Origin of the sequence: Nostoc sp. LEGE 06077 (assembly GCF_015207705.1) — a bacterium.
Classification (GTDB): Bacteria; Cyanobacteriota; Cyanobacteriia; order Cyanobacteriales; family Nostocaceae; genus Nostoc_B.
Genome location: NZ_JADEWI010000024.1, coordinates 28,241 through 45,944, shown reverse-complemented (window position 1 = coordinate 45,944; position 17,704 = coordinate 28,241). Strand labels below are relative to the sequence as shown.

Sequence of the window (17,704 nt, the reverse complement as noted above, 5' to 3'; positions counted from 1 at the left end):
TAGAAAAATTTAATACTTTTACTATAAAAATTGAAAAACTTAATACAAACCCAAGTCAGGTCTATTTTCAATTCCTGGATGGTATTTACAGAAAAAAGAATCAGATTTGGTTCTGCCTTCTTCTAAAAACCCAGAAGAGCCAACATAGTAAGCTCCACTTTCATAGCAATCTGCCATCATTAATATTAAATTTGTCAAACTAGTGTAACAGATTACAGGATGATCACCAGTGTATACGACCCACACTTGAGAAGTATTATTATTTTCCTCATCAGCAACTACAAAGAAAAATGACTTGTCTGTACTAAAGAGTATCAGGCTATTTCGGGAAGCCATTAACAGAGTGTCATCTGGCTGATACTTTACAGTTTTATAGTAAAAATCCAAAGATTCTTCTAAAGAATAGAATACTGAAAATGGAAAGAAGCCCTGGCCATGCAAAGTACCATTACGCCATTGATAAAGTTCTTTTACTTCTCTTGGTAGTTTAAAAGGTAAATCTTTGGTTAGTTCTTGAATTTGTTCATTCGTCAATCCTGGATAAGGAAATGACGCAACTGATGGACAGTTAGCTTGCAGCCACACCAAAATTCTTTCTAGCGTTTGTGTAAGTAGCGACATAATATATAGTATCAGTTCGCTCACCATCCGTTTAAAAGGATGCACTTCTATCACTCAATAACACAGTGCAAAATTTGCTTAACAGTGAGATTTAAATCTAAGAATGTTGGCGACTCTATACGGTCATCGCCTCTAAACTGTTTACCACGATATTCTCCCTCATCACTTAAATAGTAAATTGTGATTGTTGGCTGTTTGGGGTCGCCTATCAATTCCTTACTACCCAAAGCTGCATAATCCACAATCCAATATTCTTGGATACCCATTTCTTCATAGTCAGCAAACTTTTTATGATAATCATCTCTCCAATTAGTGCTGACTACTTCAATTACTAATGGGATTGAATCTGGGTAACTCAGGACTGATTGTTTCTCCCACAGTGGTTCATTGCTCAAGTTAGAAAAATTCATTAATAAAACATCTGGATAATACCCTGATGTTTTATTTTCTGGCTTCACTGTAGCAGTTTTAGGTATACCGTAATTAAGTCTCAGACGAAGACACTCATACCCTAAAATCATTGTTAAAAATGCCACTATTTGCTCATGTTGCCCTGGTGGTGGCGGCATTTGAATAATATCTCCATCGTGTAATTCATAACGAATATTCTCTGGTTGCGTTGCCAAAAAATCTAAGAATTCATCAAATGTAAATATTTTTTGGAGAGATTGTGTCATGATTTTTACGTTGGTTTAGGGATGAACTTTTTAAGCTCCCCAACTCAGATGTACAGGCCGCTGTACTAAAACTTCCTTATACAATTCTTCTAGCTGTGTAATATTTTTCGTGAGGGTATAGCGTTCTAAAACACGATTTCTCGCTTTTTGTCCTAGTAGAGTTGTTAATTCTGGATGGTCTTGACACAGTGGTAAAAGGGTTTTTAATTGCGATCGCACTGTCTTAGTACTTAAAACTATACCAGCCCCTTTTTCCAATACTTCCCCATCTGCACCTACATCTGTAGCTATACAAGCTACTCCACTAGACATTGCTTCTAATAAAGACAGAGACAACCCTTCTACCAAAGAAGGCAAAATAAATACATCTGCACCCCTTAATATATTGACGCGTCGTTCTTCTTCCGCTACAAAACCTAACCAAAAGATGCCATATTCTGCACCATAGAATTGCTCTAAGGAAGGTCTTAAAGGGCCATCGCCAACAATTAATAACTTACTCTCTGACCCCATATCTGACTGTTTCCAAGCCCGCAGCAAAGCTTCAACATTTTTTTCTGGGGCGATCCTTCCTTGGTAGACAAATAAACGTTCAGTTTTAAATTCGGTTTTAATAGTGGAATATCCTGGAGAATATTTAACTGTATCTACTCCATTGGGAATAACAGCGATATTTTCTTCCCGTACACCCATACGTGCAAGTAGTTCTCGCTGAATTTGCGAAAATACAATCACCCGATGATAGTTATCTAAAAAAGGTGCATATAACTGATAGGCTATCAGCTGCGTTCCTGATATGAGTTTTGCGCCTTTACCTGCAAACGGTGTATGGAAAGTAGCAATTAAAGGTAAATTTAGTTGTTCACAAATTTCTGGTAAAACAAAGTCAAGCGGCGATAAAGTTAAGGAAGCGTGAACTATATCTGGCTTGATTTCTCTTAAGGATTCTGTTAAAACTTTTGTCGCTTTGAGCGCCGGAATTGTATAAACTTGAGACTTATAAATGAAAGGTAAAGATACTTCTTGGAATTTTGGCCAGTTGTCTGGTTCAGGTTCTTCTTGGGCGAAGTGAAGAAAACTAACTTCATGTCCCCTGTCTAATAAAGCATTCGTTATCTCTCGACTGTAGGTGACGTTGCCACAAAAGGGTGATTTTTTTCCAATCCAGGCTATACGCATTCTTTAAAGTTAGTTCTAAGAAAGCTAGTTTTATTTATTAGTTTTGCGCCTCAGCTGGATTTAATTTTTCCTGATTTTACTTGATGATGCTGAACTAAAAAACACCAATATAAACTATTGATCAAACTGCCTATCAGCTGATGAAAACAATAGATTATCGGGTTGGTTTATTTTAATGAATAAGTTGCGAACTTTTCACTTGGAATACAACTTAGTTCGATGTAATCTCAGGTTTATTCCCAGCGAGTTAGGTACTAAATTATTGCTGAGTTCATTTTATCATGAAATCAAAGTCAATAATAAATTCTGGCTTTTGTCAAGCGATGCAGCAATCTGTTTATAAATACTGACGGGAGTTATACCAGGTTAAGATACCACCAAAAAAGACGATCGCAGCTAGTCCCAGAAAAACTGCTTTCAACCCCACAAAGGTTTCCGCTACACCTGCCAGTGCTAAAGGTAAAGTCAAAGCAATATTAATTACATTGTTTTGCAGTCCAAAAACTTTACCGCGCATTTCTGGGGGAGTTTCTGTTTGAATCGCCGTTTGCATGGGAATTCCCACTAATGACCCAAAAATACCCAATATCGCTATAAATAATAGGACTAGCCATAATTGTGTAGTAAATAAGGCTAAACCAATTAAAGATGCTGCCATTCCTAAACAACCATACAACCCCAGTTGAGAATAGGAGAAGCGTTGCCCAAACTGACCGAGAATTGTCGCGCCAGCAGCAATACCCACACCACCTGCTGCTAGTAAAAAGCCAAATTGCGAGGCTTTTAAATTAGGAATTACTTCTGCCATCCGCACTGCTAAAACAGTTAAAGCGGCAAATACAGAAAATAAAATAATCAGTCTAACTAAAGCATTCCGAACGTGATGATTGTCTTTGAGGTAAGCAAAACCATCTTTTAAATCAGAAAAAACGTGAGGAAATTCGGTGTCGGGGGGGTGGGGTTTCTCCTTTGTGGATAGCAACATTAAAATTATGCCAGCGATCGCATAACTGCCCCCCACTAAAATTTCTTTACCCAGTCCATTACTACCACCAAACTGCGCCCAGATACTATCTGCGATCGCTAAAATTGGCTCCCCGATGGCAAAGCCAATAATCACCGATGCCATCATCGTTGTTGTGTAAAGGGAATTCGCCGAAAGTAAATGCTGTTCTTCCACTACTAAGGGAATTGCCGCTTGTTCTGCTGGGGCAAAAAACTGTGTCAGTGTAGAAACTAAAAAAGTCACGCCCAGAATAATAGCAAAACCTACTGGCAAAACTCCGATGGGTTGCCAATCATGGGTTAACCACAACAAAAAAGGAATTGCGAAGACTAAAAGGCCACGCCAAATATTTGTGGCTACCAATACGGCTTTCTTCGACCAACGGTCTACAAACACCCCAGCGACAGAACCAAACAATACTGCGGGAATTGTAAATGCCATCATTAACGTTGATACCCAAGCACTGATGCTTTGACTACCTGCTTGAAACTGCGTATTAATTAAAGCAATCATTAATACTAGATACACTTTATCAGCCAGTTGGCAAAATACTTGGCCACCCCAAAGTGCTAGGAAATTCGGGTTTTTTAATACAGGGAAGAATCCCTCCTGTTGTAAATTTCCTGATTTCGCTTCACCACCAGAGCCGTTCCAAGCTGCTTTTTCTGGTGCAGCGTCTACTGGCAAACTCTGCTCCTTGTTGCTTGGAGCAACATTGATGGATTTTTCTGATGTCAACTGTTTCCCATTGCTCGAAATATCTGGTTGAGAAATTTCTTGGTTGGAAATTTGACTATTTGTAGATGGGGGAACCGATTTCAAATGATTGGTCACAGAAGGAGTTGTAGGCCTACTCTGTTTTTTCGTATGGCTTGGTGATAAAGGTAGGATTTTTCTATCCAAATCAGATGGTTGCATCATGGTTGGCAGCAAAATAAGAATCGATCAGGGTTGCGGAGCGAATAGAGTGGCCTAAATGATACTGAGCATACTGACGTAAAATCTGCTCAATAGATAACCAGCCATTATCTCTAATTCCATCAATTTGCATTATCTCTGGTTGTGACAGTTGTTGGAGGAGAGCGAATTCTGTAGCGCTCAGACGATAAGAAATAACTGGAATTTCTTGGCGATGGACAACAGTCTCGTAACGAGGAATAAGAGAATTTGCGGATGGGGGAGATTGGGAATTATCTCTATTTTCCCATCTTTCTATCTCCTGCTTTCTGCGTAAATTTTCCCACGCCTCCAAACAAATCACCCCACCAGTAGGAACACTAAATCCTACTTGCCAGTTGGGATTGGCAAAGTCTGGTTTTAGGGAATCTTGAGTTAAACAACATACTTGGATTTGAGGAGTCAGTCCCGCCAAGACTAAAAGTTGAAACACTCCCAGGGCTAGATATGCGTAAATGGCTGATGTTTCAGCTTTCGGCAGAATTTCTAAGTGGTGAAGGTGTTCATTAAGTAACTCATAAAGTTCTTCTTGGGGTTGTTCACTTAAAGCCTGACATATAGCTATTTCTGCTAAATACTGGCTTGCGGCTAATTTTCCTAAATCTTTAGCTAAACCAGGATATGTTTTTAATGTCTGAGCTTGAGTAATTTTATCGAGCGATCGCCCTTTCGCAATCAGTAATTCATTGACCACAAACATCCCACTCCGACCACCAAGGCTAGAGTTGTGTTTGCGTGCGCCTGGAGCAACGGCTCGAATCAGACCGAACTCTCGTGTCAAAATTGTCACTATCCTGTCTGACTCTCCCAGCACCTGAGTTTTTAAATTAATACCAGTTGCTTTATAAGTTTTACTCATCAGTCATTGGCCATCAGTCTTTAGTCTTTAGTCATTAGCTGAGAGCGAAGAACACCACTTGCGACAAACTGGAGAAGCTTTCCAATGCAGTGGCTCACAAATGACAAAGGAAAAATGACTATTCCCTTTTCTCCAGATTATCGCGCTGGCGGATCAAATCGATACCGCGAGACGTGCCTAATCTAGTAGCGCCCGCTAGGATTAAGTCTAAGGCTTGCTCGTAAGTCCGAATACCTCCAGAAGCTTTAATTCCTATACTTTCTCGGACTACTCCTTGCAAAAAAGTCACATCCGCTACTGTGGCACTGCCATTCCAACCTGTACTTGTTTTCAAGAATGCTGCACCTGCATCCATACATATTTCTGCCGCTAGTCTTTTTTCGGCATCTGTCAGCAGGCTGGTTTCCAAAATCACCTTGACTGTTTGCCCAGTTTCTTCGCAAATCTCGGCAATTTCTTGGTGAACTTCCTCTGTTTTTCCCACCTTCAACCAACCTAAGTTAAGCACAACATCTAACTCCGTGGCTCCATTTTCCACAGCTTCTTGAGCTTCATACAGCTTAACTGCTGAAGTTGTTGCCCCATGAGGAAAGCCAATCACTGTACAAACTTTTGGCGTTTTCCCTTTGAGAAGTTCTGCTGCTTGCTTAACATAGGTGGGGTAAATGCAAACCGCCGCAAAGTTAAATCTATATGCTTGTTCACACCATTGCTCAACCTGCTCTGGAATAGCCGTTGGCGTTAACAGGGCGTGATCGATAAATGGCGCAATATCAATATCTGGATAGTCTGCTGCCATTGAGCTTTTGCCTATGAATGATTATTAAGCTTTATAAAAAATTAAGACATTTACTATATCTTAAACCACATCGACGACCAATTGATCCCCAAAATAGGCTGATCATTTGGTTTAATCAATCAGGTCATTTTGAGTTTCTTTAATTATTGTAACTAATTTGTTAATCTTTAGGCAGTTTGCTCTTGAGGCAATTCAACAGTTTTTCCGGGTTAATTCCTAAAAAATCAAGAATAGTTTTAGCTAATTTAGTACATATTAAATTTATAATTTAAGCTCTGTATTGTCAGGAAAAAATCTATCACCTAGGTATTTCAATCACAAACTCAGTTCCTTGCCCTAATTCAGAATTAAAAAATAAATTGCCCTGATGTTTATCAACTACAATCTGATAGCTAATTGATAAACCCAACCCAGTACCGCTTCCCACTGCTTTAGTTGTAAAAAATGGGTCAAATATTTTTTGCCGAATAGTTTCTGGTATGCCGCTACCATTATCAGCAATTTTAATTCTGATAGTATGAGAGTCTGCTAGTTCCGTACAAATTTTGATTTGCGGATGCTCATTCTTTGGCTGATTTTGATTATTTCCAAAGCTGCCTTCTAAAACATCGATCGCATTACTCAGAATGTTCATAAAAACTTGATTAAGTTGACCTGCATAACAGTTGACCTCTGGTAAATCTGCATATTCTTTAATTACCTTAATCTCAGGTAAGTGACTTTTTTCTTTGAATTGATGCTGTAAAATCATTAAAGTATTATCGATACCTTCATGAATATTTACAGGTTTCATTTCCGATTCATCTAAGCGTGAAAAGTTACGTAAACCCAAAATAATATCACGAATACGTGAACTACCAATTTTCATAGAATCGATAGTTTTAGGTAAATCATCTATTAAGAAATCAAAATCTATTTCTTCAGATTTCTCAGTAATAATCTCTGTAGGATGTGGATATTCTTGTTGATATAAAGCCACTAATTTTAGTAAATCATTAATATATTCACTGGTGTGAACAAGATTGCCATGAATAAAATTGATGGGATTATTAATTTCATGGGCAATACCTGCTACCATTTGACCTAAAGAAGACATTTTTTCACTTTGAATTAACTGTGCTTGAGTCCTCTGTAACTCCTGTAATGCTTGTTGCAAAATTTTATTTTTATCTTTGAGTTCGATTGTCCTTGTTGCAACTTTCTCCTCTAAATTATGATTATATTCTTCTAATTGCTGTTTAGTTCGGTTTAAATTCTCATAGAGAGTAGCATTCTCAAGAGAAATTGTAGCTTGGCTGGTTAAGAGATTGAGAATTTTTAAGCGATCGCTAGTAAAAGCACCTGTAGCCAGATTGTTTTCTAAATACAGTATTCCAACCAATTGATTTTGATTAATCATGGGAATACATAACAGACTCTTGGGTTGTTCACGCAAAATATATGTGTCTGTTCCTAGAAATGCTTGAGCGATCGCATCATCAATTACTAATATTTCTCGGCTACGTTTAACATAGTTGATTACAGCAATTGGAACATCATTGCACAAGTCCAAAGAAATTGAGGGAAACTCTGTATGGACATTTGTTGAACTGCCAATATAGCTGATAGCGCTGACAGTAAACCCTGAATTATCATCTTTATTCAAAACTAAAACACATTTAGAAGCACCTGCATTTTCCATAACAACTGTCATGAGAGTAGAGAGCAAATCTTCAAGATTAATTTCACCTGACAGCGCTTGCGAAGCTTTAATAACAGATGCTAAATCTAGCATATCTGAAATACTCGTATTAGAACTAACAACAGTTTCATTACTGCTGAGAGAAGTCTGCATATTATGAGTTAAAGATATGCACAACTCTGCTTGGTTATGTTGTTTGAAATCTTGGCTTAGTTTTTCTTCTTGGATAATAGTAGCGAGTAAATAAGGATGGCGTTTTTGCAAATCTTGGGCTTTAGTTAATGCTCCCCAGCGCACATAGCCATAATAAGCATCAATCAAGTAAGGTTTGGCAATCTTTTCTTTAGCCCAAAGCAAGTAAAAATTAGCGGCTAATTCATTAGCTAAAGCTTCTTCATGGATAAACTCATTTTCTTTAGCCAGATAAATAGCGCGATCGTAATAATCTATTGCTTCCAGATACTGGTTTAATATTCGACATTTTTCCGCTTCTACTAAATAAAATTTATTTAAATAATTTTTGGGAGCGCTCAGTGACCATCTCCACATTTTTGCCTGATTAGCTAAAACTTTAATCAATATTTCGGCTTGTTTAGATGCCTCAGAATTATGATATACAGCTAACCAAGCAAGAGAATCATAAAAGAAAAATTGCGGAAAAGCAAATTGACCAATTCCCCCACTTAAATACTGTTCCGCATATATGGCATAGTTAACAGCTTCAGTATATTCTGCTAGTAAAAAACATAGATGTAGTTTGCATAAATATAAATAGAAAAGAGCATTTATATCGTTAGCTTGTAAATGAAGAGGAACTAATTTTTCTTCATTGTAAGCATTACCAATTAAATAACAAGGGTTTTGAACATTATCTTTTAAATTTAAAACAGTCTGTCGATAAATTTCAATCCAGTAAAATACCCGATCTTGTTTTATCTGCTGAGAGGCATAACTGTAATTTGCCATTTCCCTTTCCAGAGAAATTAGTGTTTTACCACTAAAATAGGCAATATAGCAGGATGCTTTTAAGGAATAGGCCGCAAATTCCAGATCTCCCACTTCTAAACCAGCAGAGTAAGCTTCTAGAAGAGGCTTCAAAGATTCACTAACAGGATCTTGCCAATGTTTAATATGGGCGTTAAATGTCTGAGTAACTTTAGCCCTCATTTCTTTATTATTTAATTTTGATAATAAGCTTGTGGCTAATTTACCAAATTTATAGCCAGACTCAATATCTTCAACTAATCCACAGAGTATTAGTCCATAGCAAACATACGCATATGTAGAGAAGGAAGAGTTACCATACTCTATAGATAAATTTATCTGTTGCAAAACCATCAGCGGAAAAAGTTCAGGAATTACAGTGTAGGCAAAAGCAATAACACTAGATAAAATATGCATGATTGCCAGTGCTTCTGCATCTTTCATATTTGGCAAATATATTAAACTTTCAATGTCCCTATTAATAAAATATTTATCTGTTTCATCCATTGCTTTTTGAACATCCAACTGGCTAGGATATTCTGGAAATTCAACGCCAAACAATTTTAAAAAATCTAGTCCAGCTTTGACACCTTCTCGTGCTTTATTTTGCGCTCCAGATGCCTGAATAGTAATGTCAATTACCTTGACTTTATCCAAGATATTTTTAGCCTTGAGCAAAACTATTTGCACAAGTTTCTCTGTTTGGGCAAAATCTCCATTGAGATATGCTACTTCTGCTGCTGTCTCATACAGACCTAAAGTCAATTCATATTCAGTATCCCAGCTATTATCTGTCAGTAGGCTAATACCTGCATTCAAATATTTAAATGCTGCTGAATAAGCTGTTGAAGCTAAAGCTTTACGTCCAGCAGCCAAATTCATGACGGCCAGTTCACTACGCTGAGTCTGTTGGGTAATAAATTCTACTGCTATATTCAGCTGATTAACCAATTCAAAAATCTTTTCTTCTCTTTCTGCTATTGGGATATTACTTAATAAAAGTAATCCAATTTTGAGATGAGTTAATTTCTTTTGGTCTTTGTTAATTAAAGAATAAGCTGCTTGCTGTACACGGTCATGAACAAATTTATATTTAGGTAGTTGATAATTAATCGGTGTTTGATTTACAGGATGATTATTAATACTATCTAATTTAGAATAATCATCATCTGACAAAGAAATAGATCCATTATTTTGAGGTATAATTAGACCTTCAATTAATGATGGCCATAAATCTGATGCCGTATCCATCACAGATTTTTCACATACGATAGATAGAGTTTTTAAGTCAAATTCATTACTAATACAAGCCGCAAGCTGTAAAATATTTTGCGTATTTTGTGGCAGTTTTGCTATTTGAATTGCCATAAACTCTACAACATCATCTGTAAATGTGAGATTTTTAATTTTTGCTAGATCATATTGCCAATATCCCAATTCAAAATTTAGTGTTATGAGTCCTTCGTCATATAATCCCTTAAGAAATTGCGTAGCAAAAAAGGGATTGCCCTGAGTTTTAGCAAAAACCATTTGTGTTAAAGGTATAGCTAATAACTCAGAACAGCAAAGTGTATCAGCAATCAAATAGTTTAAACTAGACTGATTTAATGGTAAAAGTTGAATTTGATTAATTTTAGTTCCAGAGTCACTAATTTCATTTAATGTTAAAAATAAAGGATGTATATTAGATATTTCATTATCCCTATATGCACCAATTAGTAATATATTGCCTGGAGTTTGGACTGAGTTATTTGTTTCACTTACAATAGCAGAAGATGTATTAGAGCTTATTAATAATTGAATAAATTTTAAAGAAGCATGATCTGCCCATTGTAAATCATCGAGAAATATGACTAGAGGATGGTCTTTTGTAGTGAAAACTTGGATAAATCTTTTAAATAATAAGTTAAAGCGATTTTGAGTTGCACTGCCAGATAGTTCTACAATCTGTGGTTGTTTACCAATAATTTTTTCCAATTCAGGAATCACATCAATTATTATCTGGCTTTGTGTTCCTAATACTGACAAAATATTGTCTTTCCACTGTTGGATATGGACATCATTTTCTGCTAATAATTGCCCAATTAGATTTCGTAATGCTTGAATTAAAGCTGATAATGGTATGTCACGTTGAAATTGATCAAATTTACCTTTAATAAAATAACTACGTTGCCGAATAATAGGTTTATGAATTTCATTAATTACAGCAGTTTTACCAATACCAGAAGAACCTGTGACTAAAATAACTTCTGTTTGATGACTAGCCACCCGCTCAAAAGTACTTAGTAAAGTTTCGACTTCGCGTTGTCGTCCATAAAGTTTTTCTGGAATAACAAATTGACTAGATATATCCTTCTGTGCTAGTTCAAAAGGTAAAATACTTCCAGTCTCTTGCCATTGCTTTTGACATATTTCTAAGTCATGTCTCAGTCCGTGAGCGCTCTGATAACGGTCTTCGGCATTTTTAGCAATTAATTTATAAACAATATCAGAGAGAATTGATGGAATATTAGAGTTAATAGCATCTGGTTTTGGTGACTCTTTAGCAATATGAGAATAAACTAGCTCCATTGGTTCAGAACTGATGAATGGTAAATTTCCAGTCAGTAGTTCAAAAAAAGTTATCCCCAAAGAATAAAAATCGCTACGGTAGTCAATACCTCGATTCATCCGTCCTGTTTGTTCGGGAGAAATATAAGCTAAAGTGCCTTCTAAGATATTAGGATTAGTAACTGATTGAATTTCTTTGGGTAAAAGTGTAGAGATACTAAAGTCAATCAGTTTGAGTTCTCCTGTTATTGGGTGAATCAAAATATTTGCCGGTTTGATGTCTTTATGAATAATGCGATGACGATGGAGTAGCTCTAAAGTTGTTGTGACTTTAATAGAAATATGAAAAAAGTCATTTAGGGACAGAAAATTTTCACCAATTGCATATTTTTCTAACCGCCATTCTTTGAGAGATATACCACCAAAATCTTCCATAATCAAAATATAGCCATTGCGGTAGTTTTCTAGGCTATAGGGTTTGACTATTCCAGTAATTTCAAGATTTTGAGTAATAGTGTATTGATTACGAAATTGAGCAATTTCAGTAAAAGTCGGATATTCATTTCGCATCAGTTTGAGAATAACAGCTTTGTGGTCTTGTTCTCTAAAACCACGATAAACTAGGGTTTTGCTACCAGAGTATATTTGCTCAGTAATTTGATAGCCAACTATAGGATATATCGTGTCTGATACTGTTAACATCTCAGCTTATGCCTAGTTCTAAATACTATTGTTTCAGTATTCCCATAAATAAATTACTAATATCATTATTAACCCTAAATTTCTGTTTAAATTAATTATAAAAAATATGGGCAGTGCAATAAATATATAAAATATTAATATAGCAATTCTCAAGCACTTAATATATACCGCTTTCCAAAAGGATGGCTGGAGAAGAGTGATTTTATACCTTACCGGAATTGGAAATACTATAAAACTTTATAAAAAATTGTTCTTGTATATTTCAAGACTTATGTAATTTTTATCTATGTCGAGAGGAAATATATGAAGTATTTAAGCTGAAAGTGAACTAACAGAAAATAAATTATTGGCTATAAATAATATAATTTAGTAGAGATATTGTAGTTTAATATCTCTACTAAATTAAGACTCCTAATCATTGACTACTAGTAATGTTATTACTTTCTAGAAAATTGACTCATTGGTAGTATTTATCCTAGGTTTTAACTAGAATAAATGAAAAGATTACTCTCTAAACCCAACTTGAATGTGAATTTTGACAACAAATTACTAAATGCAACAGAGATAAAAGTAAGTTGGAATTTTACTTGATTTTCTGTTTAATAAATGTTACTACCTGAGCTAACTGTTTTTTCAATCCATCTATCTCAGCTTGCATTTGCACTACTTTCTCATTCAGCGCTTTAATTTCTGCTAAGGAGGCTGTTTCAACATTAGATGTTGTTGGTAATGGAGACTTATCAACACCAACTGCGGTGATTGTGTCGTGATCGGCGATCGCACTTGTACTGCTTGTATTTACACTAGTGGCAGTACTAGCACCATTTTTCGCAGCAACTGCTCCTACCAAAACTGGTTCTTGACGCGGTAGCTTGGCCTTAGCCATCGCTGATTTAATCGCATCAATCAATTGCTTTTTATCAAATGGTTTGCCCAGAAAATCAAAGTATTCAAATGGTTCTGGGAGTTTTTCGGTAACTTCTTCCTTGCGACCAGACATGATCACTAAGGGAATTTTTCTTAACTCAGGCTGGGCTTGAATTTGTTGAAAAACTTCCCAACCACTCATTTTCGGTAGCAGGAAATCTAGCATGATCAAGCTGAGTTTTTCTTGACGGATAAAATTTAACCCTTCTAACCCGTCTTTAGCTTCTAATACATCAAAGTTACCTGGAGGTAACATTTCTCGTACTTTTACCCTGACAACTGTAGTGTCATCGATAACTAAAATTTTGTTACTGGCCACGACTGATTTCTCTAACAGAAAATTTAAGTTTAATCACGGCTATGCCGCTTGACCTTGAGAGTCATCCCACTATATCTAAATTTTTTATGGATTGGGGGATAGTATATTTCGGTATAAATAGCTTTGTTGACAGTGTTTTGGAAAACTTGTATTCGTACTCTCAGTAGTTTGTGTCATGGTGATATTTAAGGCTTCAGGACTTACGCACAACGGTTAATTGTTTAAGTTGGGTATCAGGGTTTTACTCATTTACATTGCTCACCCCCTTATCCATAAACTTTCTGTGTCCGCCTGAATCGAGAGAAAACTACCTCACGTTATCTTTGAATTTATCTGGGATTTATGACTCCTTTACAACCAGCCGAATTTAAGTCAGAAATCATAGCCATGCCTAGCTGGTTACGGCGCTCTATTGGCAAAGCCAGCGAAATTTCTACTGTACAACGCATTATTAAACAGCGCCAAATTCACACAATTTGCGAAGAAGGACGTTGCCCGAACCGGAGAGAGTGCTATGCCCAAAAAACGGCGACTTTCTTACTCATGGGGCCAACCTGCACCCGCGCGTGTGCTTTTTGTCAAGTTGATAAAGGTCATGCACCAATGCCACTTGACTTAGAAGAATCACAAAAGGTAGCAGAGTCTGTGCAACTTTTAGGCTTACGTTATGTGGTTTTGACTTCTGTGGCGCGGGATGATTTGCCAGACCAAGGTGCAGAACACTTTGTCAAAACAATGGCAACTATCAGGCAGTTAAACCCAGAAACTCAGATTGAAGTATTGACACCTGATTTTTGGGGTGGTGCGGGCGTTGCAGAAGCAGGACAGCGCCAACGAATTGCGCTGATTGTCTCGGCTAAACCAGCTTGCTTTAATCACAATATTGAGACAGTCCAAAGATTAACAGGCCGAGTACGTCGGGGGGCAAAATACGATCGCTCGCTGCGAGTCTTGGCTATAGTTAAAGAAATTGACCCGACTATTCCCACCAAATCTGGTTTAATGCTGGGACATGGAGAGACAATAGAAGAAGTCATTGAAGCAATGGCAGATTTAAGAACTGTAGGATGCGATCGCTTAACTATTGGCCAGTATATGCGTCCTTCTTTAGATCATCTGCCCGTACAAAAATACTGGACTCCAGCGGAATTTGATCAGCTTGCCAGCCTAGGATGGAAAATGGGATTCAGCCATGTCCGTTCCGGGCCGCTGGTTCGCAGTTCTTACCATGCAGGAGAAGAAACAAGTGTGAAGTCTGAAGTCTGAAATATAAAGTGTGAATCTTAACTTAGGACTCAGCCCTCGCTAGACAAATATTTTTAACGAATATGGCTAATTGGTGCAGCTATTTGGTATTTCTGAAAAAGTCATGACATTTAGGAGAACCCTCTATGGCTACTCAAAGCAAGAATTCCGCAGTTGCTAACACTGGAGCAAAACCACCCTACCCATTTCGTACAGCTTGGGCATTGCTGCTTTTAGGTGTTAACTTCTTGGTAGCAGCTTACTACTTCAACATCATTCAATAGTTAGAAGTGGGCTGGTGCTGCTCAAATCGTGCCTTTAAATAAACCTTTAGGACGGATGAGCAGCACCAAAATCATCATCAGCAAGGCAATACCTTGTTTATACTGAGAACCCAGCCAAATAGTGCTAACTTCCTGTGCAATACCAATGATAAAGGCTGCAGCGATCGCTCCGTAGGGATTACCAATTCCCCCTAAAATTACCGAAGCAAACAAAGGCAAAATTAAAAACCATCCCATATTTGGGCGCACTGCTGTAATTAAACCGTACATACTGCCACCCAAAGAAGTGAGTGTTCCAGCAATCAGCCAAGTCCAAAGAATAACTTGCTCAACGTTGATTCCCGAAACTCTGGCTAAATCTAGATCATCTGCTACGGCTCGCATTGCTTTCCCAATTTTCGTATTTTGCAGGAGGTAATGCAGTCCGACAATTGCTAACACTGCTAGACCTAATACCAACAATTGATTTTGTGGGACTTTGACACCAAAAAAATCCCAAGCAGAGGTTACAGGAACATTGTAATTTTGGTTTTTGCCACCCCAAAGCAAAATAATGCCATTGCGGAGGAATAAGGCTAAACCAATCGAAATAATAATCAGTGTTGTAGAAGTAGCACGAATCAAGCGCATTTTTGACCACAACAACTTCTCTGATAACAGCATTGCCGCTACTGTTCCGACCACTGCCAAAATCATTGATAGCCAGATATTTACCCCAGCGGTATTTACCAACAAAGTCAAGTAAGCGCCTAAAGTCAGAAAATCACCATGAGCAAAGTTAGATAACCGTAAAATCCCGTAGGTAAGAGTTAGACCAACAGCAGCTAGAGCAATAATGCTTCCTAAAGCAATACCATTGACAATCAGTTGTATAACTTGTGTATCCATGATTTTTAAGCAAATAAGTTAATCTCAAGAAATTTGATTTGAGTGATTTATGCAAAAACTATTGTTACGTCTGTTACCATAAACAGTAAAAGTTAGAGTTTGTGAACAATAAAGATTTGTGAGCTAATATACATAGAATCTTGTTCGCAATTTTGCGCCAGGCTAAACTTGTTCAGCGGTCTAGTTGACCATGCAGCAGTATTCAAGCTTACCAGAACAAAACTCACAAGTAGATGCAACGCCAACACTGTTGGCAACAATTCAACAACTCCGTGCGGAGTTGTGGTTAGAGCGCAGCTTGAACAAGTTGCAAAGTCGCCTGAATGATTACCTACTTTCTGCTTTTGCGTCTACTGTACAGATAGAAACTACAGAAGCACATATTTTTCAAACAGTTGTCGATGAACTCGATATTGCTTTGAACAATAGTAGAGTAGCGATCGCACTGTCTCAACCACAAACAAAATTTGCTCAAGTTTGTTATGTTTCCGCTTCTCCATCGCCAGTTTTAGAAGTGATGTCGGAAAAAGGCAAAAAACTGCGGTTGAAATTGGCGCAGATAATTGAAATTGAAGATTTGCAGCATTTAGCCAATCAGCAACCGCCCAGTGCTTGGCCTTTAGCCAGTGATTCTGGCATTATTGGCTGGCTAATTATTGCGAAAGCACCTCGTGAACTGCTTACAGCATCACAGATACAACTTAAACCACAATTATTCATCAGAGTTACCCAACAGTTTGCTGAGGCTCTGGCTCAAATTAAACAAATACAATCTTGGCAACAACGATCTCAAAATATGGGTAGTTCTAATCAAGAACTAGAAAGAACAAATCAACTCAAAAATCAATTTCTGGCCAATACCAGCCATGAAATTCGCACACCCTTGAGTTCCATTATCGGCTTCACCCATCTACTCTTAGCTCAAGGTTACGAACCAACTAAAGAACGTCATCAAGAATATTTAAATATCATTCAGTCTAGTGGCAAACACCTGTTAGCTCTGATTAATGATATTTTAGACCTCTCGAAAATTGAAGCTAATCAGTTAGAAGTACAACAAGAAGAAGTGAATGTGCCAGAACTGTGTCGGAATGTTTTGGCATTAGTCAAAGAAAAAGCGGCTAACAAAGGTTTAAAGCTGCACATAGAACTAGACCCCACAGTAAAAATTTTAGTTGCTGACCCCTTACGGCTCAAGCAAATGCTGTTAAATTTGCTCTTCAATGCCGTTAAGTTTACTTGTACTGGTGAGGTGGGTTTACAAGTTGTACCTCAAGGTGAATTTGTCAGTTTCACAGTTTGGGATACGGGGATTGGCATCTCCAAAATAGATCAAGCGCAACTTTTTCAACCTTATTTTCAAATTGCTAACTCTGTAACTAATCGTGATGAAGGTACCGGTTTGGGTTTAGTTGTGACAAAGAAACTCGCGGAAATTCACGGCGGTTCTGTGGAAGTAGAATCAGATGTTAACTGTGGTTCGCGTTTTACTATTATCCTTCCTGTTAGACCAGTAACAGAAGTGGAGGAAAATAGACAAGCTCAATTAGATGCAGAAGATATTTCAGGGGTATCTCCAGATGTCGCCCCTAGTTCTAACTTCAGCATTTTGTTAGTGGAAGATGATCTACCTAATGGTAAGTTGATGCAAACTTATCTGGAGAGGTTGGGTTATCAGGTAACTTGGATTAAAAATGCCACAGAAATGAAGGTGATTCTTTCACAGCAAAAACCCGGATTAATTTTAATCGATATTCAGTTACCAGATGAAAACGGACTGAGTGTGGTGCAGCAACTACGTCAACAGCCTGAATATCGCATGATTCCGGTAATTGCTCAAACGGCAAGAGCGATGAAAGGCGATCGCGAAACTTGTCTAGCATCAGGAGTAAATGAATATATCTCGAAACCTCTGGATTTACCACTTTTAGCGGCGCTGGTAGCTAAGTATATTAAATTACCAACCCCAGAATCTGAAACATCAAACAGCTAAAACACAGATTTTCTTTACACCCTAAAATAGAAT

The 17,704-nt window shown here is 37.4% G+C and carries 12 protein-coding genes; 3 read left to right on the top strand and 9 right to left on the bottom strand.

Going from position 1 to position 17,704, the window contains the following annotated elements; translation table 11 throughout:
* Nucleotides 1-39 precede the first annotated feature (39 nt).
* The 8 genes from IQ244_RS16555 to IQ244_RS16520 form a co-directional block, all read right to left on the bottom strand.
* Nucleotides 40-621, bottom strand: coding sequence for an SMI1/KNR4 family protein (locus IQ244_RS16555; protein ID WP_193895965.1), 582 nt, complete (start codon nucleotides 619-621; stop codon nucleotides 40-42).
* A 50-nt stretch (nucleotides 622-671) separates the two neighbouring features.
* Entirely contained in the window at nucleotides 672-1,298 is a 627-nt protein-coding gene (locus IQ244_RS16550) for a Uma2 family endonuclease (protein WP_193895963.1), read from the bottom strand.
* A gap of 30 nt (nucleotides 1,299-1,328) precedes the next feature.
* Nucleotides 1,329-2,477 (bottom strand): glycosyltransferase family 4 protein, encoded by a 1,149-nt coding sequence (locus tag IQ244_RS16545; RefSeq protein ID WP_193895961.1) that lies wholly within the window; start codon nucleotides 2,475-2,477, stop codon nucleotides 1,329-1,331.
* 337 nt (nucleotides 2,478-2,814) lie between these two features.
* Entirely contained in the window at nucleotides 2,815-4,401 is a 1,587-nt protein-coding gene (locus IQ244_RS16540; protein WP_416209781.1) for an MFS transporter, read from the bottom strand.
* On the bottom strand, nucleotides 4,388-5,299 hold the full coding sequence (gene recO / locus IQ244_RS16535) for a DNA repair protein RecO (protein ID WP_193895957.1): 912 nt from the start codon (nucleotides 5,297-5,299) through the stop codon (nucleotides 4,388-4,390). The genes IQ244_RS16540 and recO overlap by 14 nt, the downstream gene beginning before the upstream one ends.
* Before the next feature lie 118 nt (nucleotides 5,300-5,417).
* Complete coding sequence (gene deoC / locus IQ244_RS16530; protein WP_193895955.1) at nucleotides 5,418-6,098, bottom strand: deoxyribose-phosphate aldolase; 681 nt, start codon at nucleotides 6,096-6,098, stop codon at nucleotides 5,418-5,420.
* Nucleotides 6,099-6,396: 298 nt separating this feature from the next.
* Nucleotides 6,397-12,015, bottom strand: a complete 5,619-nt coding sequence (locus tag IQ244_RS16525; protein ID WP_193895953.1) for an ATP-binding sensor histidine kinase — start codon at nucleotides 12,013-12,015, stop codon at nucleotides 6,397-6,399.
* A 583-nt stretch (nucleotides 12,016-12,598) separates the two neighbouring features.
* The gene (locus IQ244_RS16520) at nucleotides 12,599-13,261 is read right to left on the bottom strand and encodes a response regulator (protein WP_193895951.1); all 663 of its coding nucleotides are present in this window, start codon (nucleotides 13,259-13,261) and stop codon (nucleotides 12,599-12,601) included.
* 342 nt (nucleotides 13,262-13,603) lie between these two features.
* On the opposite strand from IQ244_RS16520, the gene lipA reads away from it, so the two are divergent.
* Together lipA and IQ244_RS16510 are read left to right on the top strand one after the other, a co-directional pair.
* On the top strand, nucleotides 13,604-14,527 hold the full coding sequence (gene lipA, locus IQ244_RS16515) for a lipoyl synthase (protein WP_193895949.1): 924 nt from the start codon (nucleotides 13,604-13,606) through the stop codon (nucleotides 14,525-14,527).
* A gap of 125 nt (nucleotides 14,528-14,652) precedes the next feature.
* Nucleotides 14,653-14,790, top strand: coding sequence for a photosystem I protein PsaX (locus IQ244_RS16510; protein WP_193895947.1), 138 nt, complete (start codon nucleotides 14,653-14,655; stop codon nucleotides 14,788-14,790).
* A gap of 21 nt (nucleotides 14,791-14,811) precedes the next feature.
* On the opposite strand, the gene IQ244_RS16505 is transcribed toward IQ244_RS16510, so the two are convergent.
* On the bottom strand, nucleotides 14,812-15,678 hold the full coding sequence (locus tag IQ244_RS16505; RefSeq protein WP_193895945.1) for a branched-chain amino acid ABC transporter permease: 867 nt from the start codon (nucleotides 15,676-15,678) through the stop codon (nucleotides 14,812-14,814).
* A 190-nt stretch (nucleotides 15,679-15,868) separates the two neighbouring features.
* Here IQ244_RS16505 and hrmK point away from each other — a divergent pair, with 190 nt between their 5' ends.
* A complete protein-coding gene (hrmK, locus tag IQ244_RS16500; protein ID WP_193895943.1) occupies nucleotides 15,869-17,671 on the top strand; it encodes a hybrid histidine kinase/response regulator HrmK in 1,803 nt (600 codons plus the stop codon).
* Nucleotides 17,672-17,704: the final 33 nt, after the last annotated feature.

Excerpts from the sequence above, each read along its gene's own strand:
- hrmK (WP_193895943.1), top strand. The coding sequence starts at position 15,869 with ATGCAGCAGTATTCAAGCTTACCAGAACAAAACTCACAAGTAGATGCA.
- IQ244_RS16555 (WP_193895965.1), bottom strand. The coding sequence starts at position 621 with ATGTCGCTACTTACACAAACGCTAGAAAGAATTTTGGTGTGGCTGCAA.
- IQ244_RS16540 (WP_416209781.1), bottom strand. The coding sequence starts at position 4,401 with ATGCAACCATCTGATTTGGATAGAAAAATCCTACCTTTATCACCAAGC.
- IQ244_RS16550 (WP_193895963.1), bottom strand. The coding sequence starts at position 1,298 with ATGACACAATCTCTCCAAAAAATATTTACATTTGATGAATTCTTAGAT.
- lipA (WP_193895949.1), top strand. The coding sequence starts at position 13,604 with ATGACTCCTTTACAACCAGCCGAATTTAAGTCAGAAATCATAGCCATG.
- deoC (WP_193895955.1), bottom strand. The coding sequence starts at position 6,098 with ATGGCAGCAGACTATCCAGATATTGATATTGCGCCATTTATCGATCAC.
- IQ244_RS16545 (WP_193895961.1), bottom strand. The coding sequence starts at position 2,477 with ATGCGTATAGCCTGGATTGGAAAAAAATCACCCTTTTGTGGCAACGTC.
- IQ244_RS16510 (WP_193895947.1), top strand. The coding sequence starts at position 14,653 with ATGGCTACTCAAAGCAAGAATTCCGCAGTTGCTAACACTGGAGCAAAA.
- recO (WP_193895957.1), bottom strand. The coding sequence starts at position 5,299 with ATGAGTAAAACTTATAAAGCAACTGGTATTAATTTAAAAACTCAGGTG.
- IQ244_RS16525 (WP_193895953.1), bottom strand. The coding sequence starts at position 12,015 with ATGTTAACAGTATCAGACACGATATATCCTATAGTTGGCTATCAAATT.
- IQ244_RS16505 (WP_193895945.1), bottom strand. The coding sequence starts at position 15,678 with ATGGATACACAAGTTATACAACTGATTGTCAATGGTATTGCTTTAGGA.